This is a genomic window from Pseudomonas sp. GM55, from assembly GCF_000282395.1.
GTDB classification, from domain to species: Bacteria; Pseudomonadota; Gammaproteobacteria; order Pseudomonadales; family Pseudomonadaceae; genus Aquipseudomonas; species Aquipseudomonas fluorescens_CC.
Window position 1 is genome coordinate 1 of record NZ_AKJJ01000069.1, and the last position, 17,491, is coordinate 17,491.

Below are 17,491 nucleotides of genomic sequence, written 5' to 3' on the forward strand. Positions count from 1 at the left end.
ATATTTCGAAAGGCGCCAGATTAACAGTCTGGCGCCTTTGCTTTAACGGCTTCATCCGCGGATGTGGTGGAATTGGTAGACACACTGGATTTAGGTTCCAGCGCCGCGAGGCGTAAGAGTTCGAGTCTCTTCATCCGCACCAAATAAGGCTTCACTCAGGCTGTCGGCCTGGCTGGAGCTTGATAAAGAAGTTGTTTGGCTTCTTTAACAGGCAATATGGTGGGCGTAGCTCAGTTGGTAGAGCACGGGATTGTGACTCCCGTTGTCGTGGGTTCGATCCCCATCGTCCACCCCATATTTCGAAAGGCGCCAGATTGAAAAGTCTGGCGCCTTTTTTGTTTCAGCGGCCGCAGGTTCCGGGTCGCAGGGGCAGGGCGTTTCGTCGTATTTATGTTTCTCGATGATGCAGTCCTGCCCGCCGGCCTTGCTTGCGGGATCGGCTGTCAGGGAGATGATTGGCTGCCTTCTCTATATATGGAAAGGTCGGCGCAGAGCCCTGACGTGATTGGTTGTATCTGCCATCGGGGCGAGGTGCATTCGTGCATTCGCACCTATAAATTGCCTGCTGCTGTTTTACCCGTTTTCAGTAGGGTGACTTCTTGAGTTTGACCCACTAGAATGCATGCCCTTGATTCTGGGGTCGGAAACGGCCGGCTAACGTCTGTGCAACGAGGAATATCCATGCAAGTTTCTGTTGAAAATACTACTGCTCTTGAGCGCCGCATGAGCGTCACCGTGCCGGCTGAGCGCATCGAGAGCCAGGTCAACAAGCGTCTGCAGCAGACCGCCCAAAAGGCCAAGATTGCTGGCTTCCGTCCAGGCAAAGTGCCGATGAGCGAAATCAAGCGCCGTTTCGGTGCCGATGCTCGTCAGGAAGCTGTGGGCGACGTGATCCAGTCTTCCTTCTACGAAGCTGTGGTTGAGCAGAAGCTGAACCCGGCTGGTCAGCCTTCGATCGAGCCAAAATCCCTGGAAGCGGGCAAGGACCTGGAATACGTCGCTGTTTTCGAAGTGTTCCCTGAGTTCACCGTTGCCGGTTTCGAAGGTATCACCGTTGAGCGCTTGAGCGCTGACGTGGCTGATGCCGATCTGGACAAGATGCTGGAAATCCTGCGCAAGCAGAACACCCGTTTCGAAGTGGCCGATCGCGCTGCCCAGAACGAAGATCAGTTGAACATCGATTTCGTCGGCAAGGTCGACGGTGAAGTGTTCGCTGGTGGTTCCGCCAAGGGTACTCAGCTGGTTCTGGGTTCCGGCCGCATGATCCCTGGTTTCGAAGATGGCCTGGTTGGCGCTAAAGCCGGTGAAGAACGCGTTCTGAACCTGACTTTCCCAGAGGATTATCAGAACCTGGACCTGGCTGGCAAAACCGCTGAGTTCACCGTGACTGTAAACACCGTTTCCGAGCCAAAGCTGCCAGAACTGACCGAAGAGTTCTTCGCTCAATTCGGCATCAAGGAAACCGGTCTGGAAGGTTTCCGTGCCGAAGTTCGCAAGAACATGGAGCGTGAGCTGCGTCAGGCGATCAAATCCAAGGTCAAGAATCAGGTAATGGACGGTCTGCTGGCCACCAACCCGATTGAAGTGCCAAAGGCTCTGCTGTCCAACGAAGTTGACCGTCTGCGCGTGCAGGCTGTTCAGCAGTTCGGCGGCAACATCAAGTCTGACCAGCTGCCGGCCGAGCTGTTCGAAGAACAAGCCAAGCGTCGTGTAGTGCTGGGTCTGATCGTGGCTGAAGTGGTCAAGCAATTCGACCTCAAGCCAGACGAAGCCCGCGTTCGCGAGATGATTCAGGAAATGGCTTCGGCCTACCAGGAACCTGAGCAAGTTGTGTCCTGGTACTACAAGAACGACCAGCAACTGAACGAAGTTCGTTCGGTTGTGCTGGAAGAGCAAGTTGTGGATACTGTTCTGCAGAAAGCTAGCGTGACCGACAAATCGGTCTCTTACGAAGAAGCGGTCAAGCCGGTAGAAGCACCACAAGCCGACTGATCACTTTTGCGGTAAGAAGCAAACACCATAAGCCAGCCTTCGAGCTGGCTTATGCGTATTCAAGACATAACTATTTGGGAGTGACTGCAGAGCATGTTCCGTAATTCGTATATTCAGCAGAACTCTGATATCCAGGCCGCAGGCGGCCTGGTCCCGATGGTTGTCGAGCAGTCCGCTCGTGGCGAGCGCGCCTACGACATCTACTCGCGCCTCCTCAAGGAGCGAGTGATCTTTCTGGTTGGCCCGGTAGAGGACTACATGGCCAACCTGATCTGTGCGCAACTGCTGTTCCTTGAAGCGGAAAACCCGGACAAGGACATCCATCTCTACATCAACTCCCCGGGCGGTTCGGTGACGGCGGGTATGTCGATTTACGACACCATGCAGTTCATCAAGCCCAACGTGTCGACCACTTGTATCGGTCAGGCGTGCAGCATGGGCGCGTTTCTGCTGACGGCCGGTGCCCCCGGCAAGCGTTACTGCCTGCCGAACTCGCGTGTGATGATTCACCAGCCGCTGGGCGGTTTCCAGGGGCAGGCGTCGGATATCGAAATCCACGCCAAGGAAATCCTGTTTATCCGCGAGCGTCTCAACACGCTGATGGCCAAACATAGCGGGCGCACTCTTGAAGAAATCGAGCGCGATACCAACCGCGACAATTTCATGAGTGCAGATGCTGCACGTGAGTACGGCTTGATCGACGAAGTGATCAGCCAGCGTCCTGTTTAAAATAAGCAGCTCAAAACAGGCTTGGTCGGCGGGTCCGACACCAGCGGGCTTGAAAAAGCCCGCAATAGCCTTCATCTTGTGTTGCAAGCCTATCGGATTTGGATCGAACGAATGACTGACACCCGCAACGGCGAGGACAACGGCAAGCTGCTCTATTGCTCCTTCTGTGGCAAAAGCCAGCATGAAGTGCGCAAATTGATTGCCGGCCCCTCGGTCTTTATCTGCGACGAGTGCGTCGACCTGTGCAACGACATCATCCGCGAGGAGGTGCAGGAAGCACAGGCTGAAAGCAGCGCGCATAAATTGCCTTCGCCTAAAGAAATCAGCGGCATCCTCGATCAGTATGTGATTGGTCAGGAGCGTGCGAAAAAGGTTCTGGCCGTAGCGGTGTACAACCACTACAAGCGCCTGAACCAGCGTGACAAAAAGAATGACGACGTCGAACTCGGCAAGAGCAACATCCTGCTGATCGGCCCGACAGGCTCGGGTAAAACCCTGCTTGCCGAAACTCTGGCCCGCTTGCTGAACGTTCCGTTCACCATCGCCGACGCAACCACCCTCACCGAGGCGGGTTACGTGGGTGAAGATGTCGAGAACATCATTCAGAAGCTGCTGCAGAAATGCGATTACGACGTAGAAAAAGCCCAGATGGGCATTGTCTACATCGATGAAATCGACAAGATTTCGCGCAAGTCTGACAACCCGTCGATCACCCGGGACGTTTCCGGTGAAGGCGTGCAGCAGGCCTTGCTCAAGTTGATCGAAGGCACGGTCGCTTCCGTTCCGCCTCAAGGTGGTCGCAAGCATCCGCAGCAGGAGTTCCTGCAGGTCGACACCCGTAACATCCTGTTCATCTGCGGCGGTGCGTTCTCCGGTCTGGAAAAGGTTATTCAAAACCGTTCCACCAAGGGCGGCATCGGTTTCAGCGCGGAAGTGCGCAGCAAGGAAGAAGGCAAGAAAGTCGGTGAATCCCTGCGTGAAGTCGAGCCTGACGATCTGGTCAAGTTCGGTCTGATCCCGGAATTCGTCGGTCGTCTGCCGGTACTTGCCACGCTGGACGAGCTTGACGAGGCTGCGTTGATGCAGATCCTCACCGAGCCGAAAAATGCCCTGACCAAGCAGTATGCCAAGCTGTTCGAGATGGAAGGCGTTGATCTGGAATTCCGTTCCGACGCTCTGAAATCGGTCGCCAAGCGTGCCCTGGAGCGTAAAACTGGTGCCCGTGGCCTGCGTTCGATTCTCGAAGGTGTATTGCTCGACACTATGTATGAAATCCCCTCGCAATCCGAGGTGAGCAAAGTAGTGATCGATGAAAGCGTGATAGAAGGCAAGTCCAAGCCACTGTATATCTATGAAAACAGTGAGCCGACCGCCAAGGCCGCGCCAGACGCTTAAGCGTCACGCAGCTTGAATAAAGAAGGGGCCTTCGGGCCCCTTTGCTTTTTGCGGGTTTTAACACTGTCTTTGTGCTTGTTTTTTTTCAAGGCAGCCCCCATCTTGGTTTCAAGCTTACTTCCATCTGTTTACGGCCTTATGGCCGCCGTAGAGGCGAAATCATGAAGACAACCATCGAATTGCCTCTCCTGCCATTGCGTGATGTCGTGGTTTATCCGCACATGGTTATCCCGCTGTTCGTGGGGCGCGAGAAATCCATCGAAGCCCTCGAGGCTGCGATGACGGGTGACAAGCAGATTCTTCTGCTGGCCCAGAGAAACCCGGCTGACGACGATCCCGGTGAAGATGCCCTGTATCGCGTTGGTACAATTGCTACCGTTCTGCAGCTGCTTAAGCTGCCTGACGGCACGGTCAAGGTTCTGGTCGAAGGCGAGCAGCGGGGCGCCGTTGAGCGCTTCAGCGAAGTGGACGGTCACTGCCGTGCCGAAGTCTCCCTGATCGACGAAGTCGATGCGCCAGAGCGCGAGTCGGAAGTGTTCGTGCGCAGCCTGTTGTCGCAGTTCGAGCAATATGTTCAGTTGGGCAAGAAAGTCCCGGCTGAAGTCCTGTCGTCGCTCAACAGCATCGACGAGCCGGGCCGCCTGGTGGACACCATGGCCGCGCACATGGCCCTGAAGATCGAACAGAAGCAGGAAATCCTCGAGATCATCGATTTGTCGGCCCGGGTCGAGCACGTTCTGGCGTTGCTGGATGCCGAGATCGATCTGCTGCAAGTCGAGAAACGCATTCGCGGCCGCGTCAAAAAACAAATGGAACGCAGTCAGCGCGAGTACTACCTGAATGAGCAGATGAAGGCCATTCAGAAAGAGCTCGGCGACAGCGACGAAGGTCACAACGAAGTCGAAGAGCTGAAAAAGCGTATCGATGCCGCCGGCCTGCCAAAAGACGCGCTGGCCAAGGCGACGGCCGAACTGAACAAGCTCAAGCAGATGTCGCCGATGTCCGCGGAAGCGACCGTGGTGCGCTCCTACATCGACTGGCTGGTTCAAGTGCCGTGGAAGGCCCAGAGCAAGGTGCGCCTGGACCTGGCGCGCGCCGAAGACATTCTGGATGCCGACCACTATGGCCTGGAAGAGGTCAAGGAACGCATCCTCGAATACCTCGCCGTGCAAAAACGCGTGAAGAAAATTCGTGGTCCGGTGCTGTGCCTGGTCGGTCCTCCAGGGGTGGGTAAAACGTCCCTGGCGGAGTCGATCGCTCACGCCACCAACCGCAAATTCGTGCGCATGGCCCTTGGCGGCGTGCGTGATGAAGCGGAAATTCGTGGTCATCGCCGTACTTACATCGGTTCGATGCCAGGAAGATTGATTCAAAAGATGACAAAAGTGGGTGTCCGCAATCCGCTGTTCCTGCTCGATGAAATCGACAAGATGGGTAGCGACATGCGTGGCGATCCGGCATCGGCGTTGCTGGAAGTGCTCGATCCCGAGCAGAACCACAACTTCAACGATCACTATCTGGAAGTCGATTACGACCTGTCCGATGTGATGTTCCTGTGCACCTCGAACTCGATGAACATCCCGCCGGCGTTGCTGGACCGGATGGAAGTGATCCGTCTGCCGGGCTACACCGAAGACGAGAAGATCAACATCGCCGTCAAATACCTTTCGCCAAAGCAGATTGCTGCCAATGGCCTGAAGAAAGGCGAGCTGGAGTTTGACGAAGAAGCGATCCGCGACATCATCCGCTACTACACCCGTGAAGCCGGTGTGCGTGGGCTTGAGCGTCAGATTGCCAAGGTTTGCCGCAAGGCCGTCAAGGAGCATGCGCTGGAAAAACGCTTCTCGGTGAAGGTTTCCGCAGAGATGCTGGAGCACTTCCTGGGCGTGCGCAAATTCCGCTACGGCCTGGCCGAGCAGCAGGATCAGATCGGCCAGGTGACCGGGCTGGCGTGGACTCAGGTGGGTGGCGAACTGCTGACCATCGAAGCCGCTGTGGTACCGGGCAAAGGCCAGTTGATCAAGACCGGTTCCTTGGGTGACGTGATGGTCGAGTCGATCACTGCTGCCTTGACTGTTGTTCGCAGCCGGGCGAAAAGCCTGGGCATTCCCCTGGACTTCCATGAGAAGCGCGACACGCACATCCATATGCCGGAGGGGGCGACTCCCAAGGACGGTCCTAGCGCCGGTGTAGGCATGTGTACGGCCCTGGTGTCGGCATTGACCGGCATTCCGGTACGCGCGGATGTCGCCATGACCGGCGAAATCACTTTGCGTGGCCAGGTACTGGCGATTGGCGGTTTGAAAGAAAAACTGCTGGCTGCCCATCGCGGCGGAATCAAGACTGTGATCATTCCTGAAGAGAATGTGCGCGATCTCAAAGAGATTCCGGACAATATCAAGCAGGATCTACAGATTAAACCGGTTAAATGGATTGACGAGGTCCTGCAAATTGCGTTGCAATACGCGCCGGAGCCCTTGCCGGACGTGGCTCCGGAGATAGTCGCGAAGGATGAGAAACGCGACGCAGATTCTAAGGAAAGAATTAGCACGCATTAGTACGTATTTGCCTGGGGGGCTTCCTTGACAGCTTTTTAGAGCCCTTGTTATAAAGCGGCTCTTAAGTGTCTGTAGGCCATTCAGCACTCGTTTTTGCTTTCACCAAAAAACTTAGAATCATACTCAAATAGATATAAGGGGACTTAGAGTGAACAAGTCGGAACTGATTGATGCTATCGCTGCATCCGCTGATATCCCGAAAGCTGCTGCTGGCCGTGCGCTGGACGCTGTAATCGAATCCGTCACTGGCGCTCTGAAGGCTGGCGACTCTGTTGTTCTGGTTGGTTTCGGTACTTTCTCCGTAACTGATCGTCCAGCTCGCATTGGTCGTAACCCGCAGACCGGTAAGACGCTGGAAATCGCCGCAGCCAAAAAACCAGGTTTCAAAGCCGGTAAAGCACTGAAAGAAGCTGTCAACTAAGTTCGATTCAGGTTTTTACCCATCCGGGTCGGGGTCATGCCTGACTTGGCAGCGGAGCGGCAGTCCTGACTGCAGGTCGCCGGTTCAAGACACCGAGGGTCGCCCGTTCGAGCCCTCGATCCGCTCCGCCAGTTACGAGAAGGCGCATCCTCGGATGCGCCTTTCTTCTATCCGGATTCTACCCACGCTCCACGGTTGCCTAATTTTGAAGTTCAACCGTTTCTGGGGGACGCATGCTGCAGAATATCAGGGACAATTCACAAGGCTGGATTGCCAAGACTATTATCGGGGTCATCGTTGTTCTGATGGCTTTGACCGGTTTCGATGCCATTTTCAAGGCCACGTCGCACAGCAATGATGCGGCCAAGGTCAACGGCGATGAAATCAGCCAGAACGAACTGAGCCAGGCGGTCGATATGCAACGCCGTCAGCTCATGCAACAGCTGGGCAAGGATTTCGATGCTTCCTTGCTGGATGAAAAAATGTTGCGCGAATCGGCTCTGAAGGGCCTGATCGATCGCAAGCTGCTGCTGCAAGGCGCAGAAAAATCAAAGTTCGCCTTTTCCGAAGCGGCGCTTGATCAGGTCATCCTGCAAACACCGGAGTTTCAGGTTGATGGCAAGTTCAGCTCCGAGCGTTTCGACCAGGTGATTCGCCAACTCGGCTATAGCCGCATGCAATTCCGCCAGATGCTGGCTCAGGAAATGCTGATTGGCCAGCTGCGTGCCGGCCTGGCAGGTAGCGGTTTCGTGACCGATGCACAGGTGCTGGCGTTTGCCCGTCTGGAAAAACAGACCCGCGATTTTGCCTCCCTGAACATCAAGGCCGACCCGGCGGCTGTGAAGCTGACCGACGAAGAGGTCAAAGCCTATTACGATGAGCATGCCAAGGAATTCATGACACCGGACCAGGTGGTCATCGATTACCTCGAGCTGAAGAAGGCTTCCTTCTTCGATCAGGTCAGCGTCAAGGACGAAGACCTGCAAGCGGCCTATCAGAAAGAAATCGCGAACCTGTCCGAGCAACGCCGGGCTGCGCACATTCTGATTGAAGTGAATGACAAGACCACCGAGGCGCAAGCCAAGGCGAAGATCGAAGAGATTAAGGCCCGTCTGGCCAAGGGCGAGACATTCGAGGCGCTGGCCAAGGAGTTCTCGCAGGATCCTGGTTCGGCGAACAACGGCGGTGACCTGGGTTATGCCGGTCCTGGCGTCTACGACCCAGCGTTCGAAAAGGCCCTGTATTCGTTGGCCAAGGACCAGGTCTCGGAGCCGGTTCGCACCGACTTCGGTTTCCACCTGATCAAACTGTTGGGTGTGGAAGCTCCAGAAGTGCCAACATTCGCCAGTCTTAAAGACAAGCTGACCCGTGGTCTGAAAACCCAGCAGGTCGAGCAGCGTTTCGTTGAGGCGAGCAAGCAACTGGAAGACGCCTCGTTCGAAGCGTCCGATCTGGCGCAGCCAGCGCAGGACCTGAAACTGACCGTCCAGACTTCCAAGCCGTTTGGCCGTGAAGGTGGTGAGGGTATTGCAGCCAACCGTGCCGTGATCACTGCCGCGTTCAGCCCGGAAGTCCTGGATGAGGGTGCGAACAGCACTGCCATTGAGCTCGATCCGGAAACCGTGGTCGTCTTGCGTGCCAAGGAACACCTGAAACCTTCGCAATTGCCACTGGAGAGCGTCTCTGCCGCGATCCGTGTGCAGTTGGCCAAGGAGCACGCCAGCGCCGATGCCAAGACCAGGGCAGAAGCCCTGATTGCCAGCCTGCGCGATGGCAAGACCCCGCTGAATCAAGCGGTCGACGGCCAGGCCTGGAAGGTTACTGAAGCGGCGACTCGCGCTCAGGAAGGGGTCGACCCTGCTGTGCTGCAAGCGCTCTTCCGCATGGCGAAGCCAGCGGCCAAGGACAAGCCGACCTTCACCAGCGTGACGCTGGCGGATGGCAACCTGATGATCGTGCGCCTCAATGGCGTGAACGAGGCAGTGGCGCCGACCGAAGAAGAGAAAGCACAGTATCGTCGCTACCTCGCTTCGCGCATCGGCCAGCAAGACTTTGCGGCTTATCGCAAGCAGCTGGAAAGCCAGGCGGACATCCAGCGTTACTGATGCCTGACCAGGTTTTGCGCTGTACAGGAGACCCCGGCCGAAAGGCCGGGGTCTTTTTGTTTGGCCGTACGTCATTTGCCGCGGTGACTTTTGCGCAAAACCGGGGTCAATCAGCCTGTAGCCGTTTTAAGACACAATCGATGCTCCGCTAAGCATCGATCTGTTGCACAATATGCCCCGAACCGTTTTCCTCAGGATGTTCAATGTTTAAATCACTTCCCATGCGGATTGTCGCGCTGGCAGCCATGCTTGCCGCTGCGGCCGGTTGTTCATCGAACAAAAGCGCCATCTACGAGCATGAGAACTTCGACGATTCCGGCACCTTTTCCCGAAACTATCCAGTCACCGATATCCAGAGCTGTGAAGCCGCCCGTCGCGCCTTGCTCAGTCAGGGCTACATCATCACCAGCAACGATTCGAAGCTGGTCAGCGGTCACAAGAGTTTCCAGCAGACTGGCGAGAACCACATGGAGATCAGCTTCAGTGTGGTGTGTGCCGATGATGGCAGTGAAGGGCATCACGCGACCGTGTTCGCCAACGCCCTGCAGGATCGTTATGCGCTGAAGAAAACCAACAACTCCGCCAGTCTGGGTGTAGGGGTGTTGGGCTCGGTGTCGATGCCGATCGGCTCCTCTGATGACTCGATGGTCAAGGTTGCCAGCGAAACCGTATCGTCTGCCAAGTTCTACGAACGTTTCTTCGCACTGGTCGAACTGTTCCTGCCGCCGGAAGCGAAAAAGGCTGCGCACATCACCGAGAAGCCGAAAACAGACCTGGGCATGCCTGAAGCCAAGGCCGCACCGGCACCGGCACCGCTCGCGCCTGCTCCGGCAGCGACACCTGCTGCAGAGCCTGCTGCAGCTGCTCCTGGGCCAGTAGCAACGCCTACGGCTTCCGAGCCGGTTGCGTCGCCTCCTGAAGCGGCGCCGATCACACCGGCCAGTGTAGAGCCTGTACTGGCCCCTGAAATCGTCACGCCACCGTCGAACCCGAGTGACCTGCCACCGCCGAGCGAACCCATTCCCGCGATGCCTGTCACTGGCCAGTGATGGTGACGCCACAGGATCGGATCAGATGAACCGGTCCTATGGCCACCTCAATGATTGACCCGCATCAAGCAAGTTCGCTGTTCTGCGGTCTCCCGCGAAAAAAACCAATGATAAATTCCTGACCAGCTGCTACGTTTTATTCAGTAGCGACAGAGTGTCGTGTCCGCGTCATTTTTCTTTCACGCAGGCACTTTATGCTCAAGGAATGGGTCATTTATTCAGACGTTTTCAATACGGGTTGGGGGATTCAAAATGGACGATTATCAAGAAGAGCTGCTCGAGTACCAGGCGTTTGAACTGGATCCGCTGGAGCCCGCAGAAGACGCTACTGAGCTTTAAAGCTTCAACTTGTCGCTTGCAGCTAGAGGCTTCAGGCTGTTTTTCTATGGCTGCGGCGAAATTCGCCGGGGGTCTGCCCGTTCCAGCGTTTGAATGCGCGTTGAAACGCTTCGGCTGAGGCAAAGCCCAGCAGGTAGGCGATTTCTCCGAACGCCAGTTCGGTGTCGCGTATGTAGGTCATGGCCAGATCGCGACGGGTTTCATTGAGGATTGCGCGAAACTGCGTGCCTTCCTCGGCAAGTTTGCGGCGCAAGGTCCAGGTGGGCAGCTTCAAGCGTGCCGCCACTTCTTCCAGGTCGGGTTCCCGGCCACCATTGAGCAGCGGTCCCAGCAGCGCGATGATGCGTTCACGCAGGCTGCGGGTGCGTGTCAATTGTTCCAGCTCCCGCTCGCACAGTTGCAGCAAATGCCGCCAGGTGCTCGGGCAATGCTCGGGGTTGCGCTGGGCGAGACTTGCCAGGCTCAGGCGCAGTTGATTGCGCTCGCCACCAAACTGAATCGGACAGTCTCCCAAAACGTCATAGGCCGCGCGGTAACCGGGCTCCTCGAATTCGATCTCTATACGTTCGGCGCGCAGCGGGGCAGGGCTGACACTGGATAATTGCTGCAACCAGCCTGCAATGATCGAATCCACCACGAAGCGGTTGTAGGCGTTATAGGGGCTGATCGAATAGAAACGCAGCCAGGCGCCCTGGGCGTCTTCGTGAAAGCTTGATTGCCCCCGATAATTGGAACCATACAAGGCTTCGAATCGAATCAGGCAGCGGGCGGCTTCACGTACTGTCGGCGCCTGGGCAGCGGTGACGCCTGCGAGGCCGATCTGGCTCAGGCGACTGAGTTGTCCCATGCGCAAGCCAAGGGCCGGGTTGTCAGTCAGTTGAATGGCGCTGTGGCCCAGGCGCATGTAGCGCGGTATCGACAGCCGCGCACCGGCTTCGCTCAGGCGTGCGGCATCGAGGCCGTATTGATCGAGCAATGGCTGCGGATCGACGCCGTGACTGCGTACGGCATCGGCCAGGCTATGAACAAAGCCCACCGACAGATCGCCGAGGCGCATCGGCTGCGGTTTCATGGCTTACAACCAGAGGTTCAGCAAACGCGCACCCTGGGCATTGCCATCGGCAAAGTGCTGGCCGTTGCTGCTGAGAAAACTTTGCCCGGCGCTGCCCTGATCCCAGAACTGGCCCCGCAGGAACACACTCATGCCAGCGACAGCCTGACTGGCTGGTATCTGGGTCGTGAGGGTCAGGCGCTGCCAGGCTTGGCCTTCACTGACTTCTCCAGGCTTCAGGTTGACCGATACCGGCTCCGACGCCCCCCTGTAGCCGCGCCACGGCTGATCCCAGGTGCCACGGCCGGCGACAAAGGCCGGCACCGCAACCAGCCGTACGCTTTGGTCGTTGAGCTTGAGGTAGTTTTCCGGGTACCAGCTGTCTTGGCCGATCAAAACACCCAGCCTTCCTGCGGGGGTATCAACGACGTTGAGCGAGTGCTCGCCATTCGCCTTGATTCCGTTCTGTTCTGCAAAGAAGGGGTGCATCTGGCGCTGGGGCTGGCCAATCGGCAGGCCTTCGTTGTTGAACACGACACTGCTGTTGTACAGCGCGCCGCGGCCGATTTTCAAGGTGCCGTCGATGATGCTCGGTTCGGGCAGCACAATGGAGCCCGCCACCAGCGTCACATGGAATTCCCTGGCCAGCCCTCCGAACAATGCCTGGTAGTCTCTGGCCATCGCCTTGGCTTTCATGCGCAGGTGGGCATCGTCCAGACGGTTGCCACCCTCGGCGTTGATCAACGCCTTGGCGAACTTCAGGGGATTGCTCACCGCCAGCCAGTTCATGGCCTCCTTGAGGGTGCTGGCCTGATACAGCTCATCCTTCTCGCCGCTGACCATCAGCCAGGTACCGACATGTTCCGGCAACACGACGACAGTCTTGCCGTTCAACAAACCCTGGTCACGGGCTGCTTGCAGATAGGCCGCGAGCTTGCGGTGCAAACGCTCGGGACTTTGATAATCGGTAGGAAACAATTCGGGCTGAATGCCCAACAGATTGCCACGGTCCGCAGGCGTACCCCGATCGACAGCCAGGTTGATCCGCAGGTCCGAAAGGTAATGACCCACCGGCCGGTCCGCGGCCCACATCGCGTAGGTCGTGAGGGCGGCGATCAACGCCATGGAGCATGTCAGGTACAAAAGTTTGCGCATGGGGAAACAGTTTACAGCCTGGAGCCGGGCTTGGCTTTGCATTAGGGGCTGGATCGAGCATAAAGGGAATCAAGGGCTTAGTGGGCAAATTTCAACGTTGGCTGTCTTTTCGCTGGCGGCTGCCTTTCTGCGCCGGGATGCAGCCATGAACCAATGGGTCAAACGAGAAGTGCGTTGACAGGGTGGGGATCATGGGAGGGGAGTGCCGGTCAGCCATCACTTTGCTTGACCGGCAGGCTGTTAAGCGTCATTTGGTGACCAGCAGTTCCGGGCCGAGGTAGTCGTTGATCTGGTTGATATCGTCGTCGCCCAGGTTGCCCACCGAGGAGGCCAGACGCAGGCGCGACATCAAATAGCGTATCTTGGCTTCGAACAGATCGTGGCGCGCAACGAAGAGCAGCTCTTCGGCATTGAGGACGTCCGAGTTGGTGCTGGTGCCGCCCTCTTTGAAGCCCTTGCGTGACGATGCCAGTGAGCGTTCGTTGGACTCCACGGCCTTCTCCAGCGCGCGAATGCGTTTGGCGCCGCTCAGAATGCCTTGATACTCACGGGTGGTTTCGGTGATGACTTCCTGTCGCGCGGCGTCGAGTTCGTCCATGGCTTTATCGCTATTGGCACTGGCCTGGCGTGTCAGCGCGCTGACGCCGCCACCGCTGTACAGTGGGATATTGACTTCCAGCCCGATCGAGCCGTAGTGGTTGCGTTGATTCAACTCGGAGAGTGACTGGCTCTCACCCGCGGTGTAGCCGGCAATGAAGTCCAGTGTTGGCCAGTGGCCAGCCCTGGCACGATTCACTTCTTCTGCTGCGAGGTCGCTGCTATAGCGGCGCGCATGGATCAGCGGGCTATCGGTCTGGGCTTTGACCAACCAGTCCTGCAGGTTGCTCGGTAGCAGCGGTGGTGTATCGAAGCTCGGGCGCAAGGTGGTCAGTGACTCGGGAGTTTCACCGATATATTCCTCAAGCTTGCGGCGCGCGTTGATCAGATTGTCTTGCGCTTCGATCAGCTCGGCGTCAGCGAGGTCGCGGCGAGCGGCCGACTCGTCGATGTCGGTGACGGTGCCGGCCCCCAGCTCCATGCGTCGCTTCGCCGAAGCGAGTTGTTCTTCGAAGGCGGTCAACTTGGATTTGGCCAGGACGATGGTTTCGCTGGCCAGGAGCACATCGAAATAGCTTTCGGACAAGCGCACCGCGGCGTCCTGGGTCTTGGCATCGAACACCGCGTTGCTGTAGTCGGCACGCTGCTGACCCTGGCGGTACTCGGCCATCTTCTGTTTGTTGAACAGCGGTTGGCGCAGGCGCACATTGGCGCCCTTGGAGTCGTAATGGAGGTCTCTGTCGATGCCGCTCTGGCTTTGGGAGCCATTGACCTTGTTGTGGTAGCCCGAGGCATTGATTTGCGGTAGCAGGCCAGCCTTGCCAATGGCGCGGTTTTCCTGGCCGGCCTCTTTTTCATGCACGGAGGCCTGGTAGATAGGGCCCTGGAATTGCAACAAATCCCAGGCTTGCTTGAGGTCCATTGCGTCGGCCGGCAGGGCCAGCCCCAGCAGGCAGAAGAGCAGGCAACGACATTCCATCTCATTGTTCCTTGAATGAGCTGTCCACACGATCGAGCATTGGTTTGAGAAGATAGCTGATCATGTTGCGTTCGCCAGTCTTGATGGTGACGCTGGCGGGCATGCCGGGGCGAATGTGATTGCTGCCAAGCAGGCCCATGCCATCGGGCGTGACCTCCACCTGAGCCAGATAGAACGGTTGCTTGCTTTCCTCGTCCATCAGGCGGTCGGCGGAGATGGTCTTCACGCGGCCGGGGATGTTTGGCGTCCTGGCATGGTTGAAGGCCGGGAAGGAAATGTCCACGGGCAGGCCGGGGACCATCTTGTCGATGGCCTGCACGGGAATCATCGCGTCGACCTGCAGTGGTTCGTTGAGCGGAACGATTTCCATGATCTTGAAGCCGGGCTGAATGATCCCGCCGACGGTGGCAATGCTCAGGGCCTGGACCATGCCGTCGATTGGCGCACGAATCACCGTGTGGGTCACTTCATAGTCGAGCGAGCGCAAGCGGTCGGCCAGGGTGGTGTTCTCCTTGGCGGTGTCAGTCAGCTGCGACTCGACTTCCTTCAGGTAATCGTGCTGGCGCTGCAGGATGCGCAGCTTGATTTCGGTGGTCTGGCTGCGCACGCGGGCAATGTTGTTGAGGTTCTCGGCCTGGCCGGCGGAGAGCTCGGCATTGTTGCGTTCCAGCTCAAGCAGGCGGTTGCGCGGCACATAGCCTTCGGCCGTCAGCACGCGGGTGCCTTGCAGTTCCTGGTTGAGGAAGCTGATCTGCGAGGCGCGGGCGCTATAGACCTGCTGCAGGCCCTTGAGCTGCACTGCCGACGCCGCAAGGTTCTCCTGCAGGATGCTGATTTCGCCCGCGAGACCGGCGCGCCGGGTGTCCAGCAGGCGCTGTTGCAGGTCCATGGCGGCCTCCAGGCGGTGGTCACCTTTGAAGCGCTGGAGCAAATCGGGGTCGAAGTTCACCACGTCGCGACCGTCACGCTCCGCTTCCAGGCGGTTTTCCACGGTCTTGCTGACGATGTACTGGGCGCTGACCGCACCCTCTTCGGCAGCGGCACGCAACGAGTCGAGGCGGACCACCTCCTGACCTTTTGTCACCAGATCGCCTTCGCGAACGAGAATGGCCTCCACGGTACCGCCGGTGAGGTGCTGCACGGCTTTGCGATTGTTGGTGACTTTGACCGTACCTGTCGCTACCACGCCGGCATCCAGCGGCGCCAGCCAGGACCACAGGAGGAAGCCGCCGAAGCCGGCGAGCACCAGCCACACGCCCCACCGCGCGGGTTTACCGACGTCCAGATCTACCACGCTCTTGGTATCGGCTTTGATCATCTCGGTGTGTTGGCTCATTTGCATGATCGGTCACTCCCGTGCTTTGACGGAGGCTAGAGGAGTCGACGCGCCTGCAGGCATCACACTGGCCTTGCGCAGCGCTGCGAATACTTCATCGCGCGTGCCGAGCATCTGCACGCCGCCGTCACGCAGCATCAGCACCTTATCGACGGCGCAGAGTACGTTGGGACGGTGGGAAATCAGAACGACGGTGGCGCCGCGCTCCTTGAGTTCGGCCAAGGCATCGACCAAGGCCTTTTCGCCGACGTCGTCGAGGTTGGCGTTCGGCTCATCCAGCACGATCAGATTGGGCTCGCCATACAGCGCGCGGGCCAAGGCGATGCGCTGCTTCTGGCCCCCGGAAAGCGGGCTGCCATCGGTACCCAGGCGAGTGTCATAACCTTGCGGAAAACGCAGGATCATCTCGTGCACGCCAGTGGTCTTGGCGGCGCGGATGACCGCTTCACTGTCCACTTCGCCAAAGCGCGCAATATTGTCGGCGATGTTGCCCTCGAACAGCTCGACGTCCTGTGGCAGGTAGCCGAGCCAGGGGCCAAGTTCGCCCTTGTTCCAGGTGAATATGTCCGCGCCGTCAAGGCGCACCTTGCCGGCCTGCGCCGGCCAGACGCCAACCAGCAGGCGGGCGAGGGTGGATTTGCCCGAGGCGGACGGACCGATAATGCCAAGGCTTTCGCCGGGGACAAGGCTGAAGCCCACCCCGCGCAGAATCGTGTTGTTGGTGCCGGGGGCACCGGCATACACATTCTCCACCGCCAGCATGCCCTGCGGCCGCTGCAGCGACATGCTCGGTGGCCGGCGCGGATAGTCGTGCAGCATCTCGTTGAGCCGGCCCCAGGCCGAACGGCAGCCGAGCAGTTGCTTCCACGACGCGATGACCTGCTCCACCGGTCCCAGTGCACGGCCGGTGAGGATCGAGCAGGCAATCATCATCCCCGGGGTGATCTTGCCTTCGATCGCCAACAGCGCGCCGGCACCGAGGATCAGTGACTGCAACGTGATCCGCACGAAGCGTCCGGTGCTGCTGATCAAGGCGGCGCGGTCGGAAGCCAGGGACTGCATTTCCAGAATGCGCAAATGGCTCATATACCAGCGCTTGCTGATCGACGGCAGCATGCCCATGGCTTCGATGACCTCGGCATTGCGCAGGTTGTTGTTGGCGTATTGGGCGGAGGAGAGGGCGGCCTGATTGGCTTCGGCCAGCGGCTTCTGCGTCGCCTTCTCGGTGAGCCAGGCCAGGGCCACCAGAATCAGCGAGCCGATGAGCGTGAGCAGTCCGAGCAGTGGGTGGATCAGGTAGGCGACCAGCAGGTAGATCGGCGTCCACGGTGCATCGAAGAAAGCGAACAGGGAATTGCCGGTGACGAACTGACGAACCAGGGCGAGATCTTGCAGGGCCTGGGCCGGATTACCGCCGGCGCGGCTCAGGTTGCGCTCGAATGCAGCAGTGAAAATGCGCCGGTTGAGGTCCATGTCGAGGCAGTTGCCGACCCGGATCAGTACGCGGGTGCGGACCATTTCCAGCATGGACATCAGCAGGAACAGACCAACCACCAGGACCGTCAACATCGCCAGCGTCGTGACGTTGCGACTGACCAGGGCTCGATCATAGACCTGCAGCATATAAATAGCTGGCGTCAACATCATGACGTTTATGACGCCGCTGAACCCTGCCAGCAAGTAAAAACTGCGGCGCATGCGAAATAGCGCGTCGGCCAGTTCGGAACGGATGCTCGACTGCTTGGGCATGTTGATCCTCCCACTTCGAAATGCCGGTCGCCCTTG

At 58.2% G+C, this 17,491-nt stretch carries 12 protein-coding genes and 2 tRNA genes; 9 read left to right on the forward strand and 5 right to left on the reverse strand.

Annotated elements, in window-relative coordinates:
• Window positions 1–57 precede the first annotated feature (57 nt).
• From PMI31_RS18705 to PMI31_RS18745, 9 genes are all read left to right on the forward strand, one after another.
• A tRNA-Leu gene (locus PMI31_RS18705) sits at window positions 58–142 on the forward strand.
• 77 nt (window positions 143–219) lie between these two features.
• Window positions 220–295: transfer RNA gene (locus PMI31_RS18710), tRNA-His, on the forward strand.
• 386 nt (window positions 296–681) lie between these two features.
• Window positions 682–1,992: a trigger factor gene (gene tig, locus PMI31_RS18715; protein WP_008019822.1), complete on the forward strand. Its 1,311-nt coding sequence runs from the start codon at window positions 682–684 to the stop codon at window positions 1,990–1,992.
• A gap of 93 nt (window positions 1,993–2,085) precedes the next feature.
• On the forward strand, window positions 2,086–2,721 hold the full coding sequence (gene clpP, locus PMI31_RS18720; protein WP_008019823.1) for an ATP-dependent Clp endopeptidase proteolytic subunit ClpP: 636 nt from the start codon (window positions 2,086–2,088) through the stop codon (window positions 2,719–2,721).
• 111 nt (window positions 2,722–2,832) lie between these two features.
• A complete protein-coding gene (gene clpX / locus PMI31_RS18725) occupies window positions 2,833–4,116 on the forward strand; it encodes an ATP-dependent Clp protease ATP-binding subunit ClpX (protein ID WP_008019824.1) in 1,284 nt (427 codons plus the stop codon).
• A gap of 161 nt (window positions 4,117–4,277) precedes the next feature.
• Entirely contained in the window at window positions 4,278–6,674 is a 2,397-nt protein-coding gene (gene lon, locus PMI31_RS18730) for an endopeptidase La (RefSeq protein WP_008019825.1), read from the forward strand.
• Window positions 6,675–6,822: 148 nt separating this feature from the next.
• Window positions 6,823–7,095: an HU family DNA-binding protein gene (locus PMI31_RS18735; RefSeq protein ID WP_002552737.1), complete on the forward strand. Its 273-nt coding sequence runs from the start codon at window positions 6,823–6,825 to the stop codon at window positions 7,093–7,095.
• 233 nt (window positions 7,096–7,328) lie between these two features.
• Window positions 7,329–9,200, forward strand: coding sequence for a SurA N-terminal domain-containing protein (locus tag PMI31_RS18740; RefSeq protein WP_008019826.1), 1,872 nt, complete (start codon window positions 7,329–7,331; stop codon window positions 9,198–9,200).
• 203 nt (window positions 9,201–9,403) lie between these two features.
• Window positions 9,404–10,249 carry a DUF2242 domain-containing protein gene (locus PMI31_RS18745; RefSeq protein WP_008019827.1) on the forward strand — a complete coding sequence of 282 codons (846 nt, stop codon included), beginning with the start codon at window positions 9,404–9,406 and terminating at the stop codon, window positions 10,247–10,249.
• A 370-nt stretch (window positions 10,250–10,619) separates the two neighbouring features.
• Here the strand turns inward: PMI31_RS18745 and PMI31_RS18750 are convergent, their stop codons facing one another.
• The 5 genes from PMI31_RS18750 to PMI31_RS18770 form a co-directional block, all read right to left on the reverse strand.
• Window positions 10,620–11,660 carry an AraC family transcriptional regulator gene (locus PMI31_RS18750; protein ID WP_008019828.1) on the reverse strand — a complete coding sequence of 347 codons (1,041 nt, stop codon included), beginning with the start codon at window positions 11,658–11,660 and terminating at the stop codon, window positions 10,620–10,622.
• A 3-nt stretch (window positions 11,661–11,663) separates the two neighbouring features.
• Window positions 11,664–12,794 (reverse strand): carbon-nitrogen hydrolase family protein, encoded by a 1,131-nt coding sequence (locus tag PMI31_RS18755; protein WP_043302486.1) that lies wholly within the window; start codon window positions 12,792–12,794, stop codon window positions 11,664–11,666.
• Window positions 12,795–13,041: 247 nt separating this feature from the next.
• A complete protein-coding gene (locus tag PMI31_RS18760) occupies window positions 13,042–14,370 on the reverse strand; it encodes a TolC family outer membrane protein (RefSeq protein WP_008019830.1) in 1,329 nt (442 codons plus the stop codon).
• Between the two features lies 1 nt (window position 14,371).
• A complete protein-coding gene (locus PMI31_RS18765; RefSeq protein WP_008019831.1) occupies window positions 14,372–15,712 on the reverse strand; it encodes an HlyD family type I secretion periplasmic adaptor subunit in 1,341 nt (446 codons plus the stop codon).
• A 6-nt stretch (window positions 15,713–15,718) separates the two neighbouring features.
• On the reverse strand, window positions 15,719–17,455 hold the full coding sequence (locus tag PMI31_RS18770) for a type I secretion system permease/ATPase (protein WP_008019832.1): 1,737 nt from the start codon (window positions 17,453–17,455) through the stop codon (window positions 15,719–15,721).
• Between the last annotated feature and the right edge of the window lie 36 nt (window positions 17,456–17,491).

Coding starts and splice junctions, on each gene's coding strand:
- tig (WP_008019822.1), top strand. CDS start 682: ATGCAAGTTTCTGTTGAAAATACTACTGCTCTTGAGCGCCGCATGAGC.
- clpP (WP_008019823.1), top strand. CDS start 2,086: ATGTTCCGTAATTCGTATATTCAGCAGAACTCTGATATCCAGGCCGCA.
- clpX (WP_008019824.1), top strand. CDS start 2,833: ATGACTGACACCCGCAACGGCGAGGACAACGGCAAGCTGCTCTATTGC.
- lon (WP_008019825.1), top strand. CDS start 4,278: ATGAAGACAACCATCGAATTGCCTCTCCTGCCATTGCGTGATGTCGTG.
- PMI31_RS18740 (WP_008019826.1), top strand. CDS start 7,329: ATGCTGCAGAATATCAGGGACAATTCACAAGGCTGGATTGCCAAGACT.
- PMI31_RS18745 (WP_008019827.1), top strand. CDS start 9,404: ATGTTTAAATCACTTCCCATGCGGATTGTCGCGCTGGCAGCCATGCTT.
- PMI31_RS18750 (WP_008019828.1), bottom strand. CDS start 11,660: ATGAAACCGCAGCCGATGCGCCTCGGCGATCTGTCGGTGGGCTTTGTT.
- PMI31_RS18755 (WP_043302486.1), bottom strand. CDS start 12,794: ATGCGCAAACTTTTGTACCTGACATGCTCCATGGCGTTGATCGCCGCC.
- PMI31_RS18760 (WP_008019830.1), bottom strand. CDS start 14,370: ATGGAATGTCGTTGCCTGCTCTTCTGCCTGCTGGGGCTGGCCCTGCCG.
- PMI31_RS18765 (WP_008019831.1), bottom strand. CDS start 15,712: ATGCAAATGAGCCAACACACCGAGATGATCAAAGCCGATACCAAGAGC.
- PMI31_RS18770 (WP_008019832.1), bottom strand. CDS start 17,455: ATGCCCAAGCAGTCGAGCATCCGTTCCGAACTGGCCGACGCGCTATTT.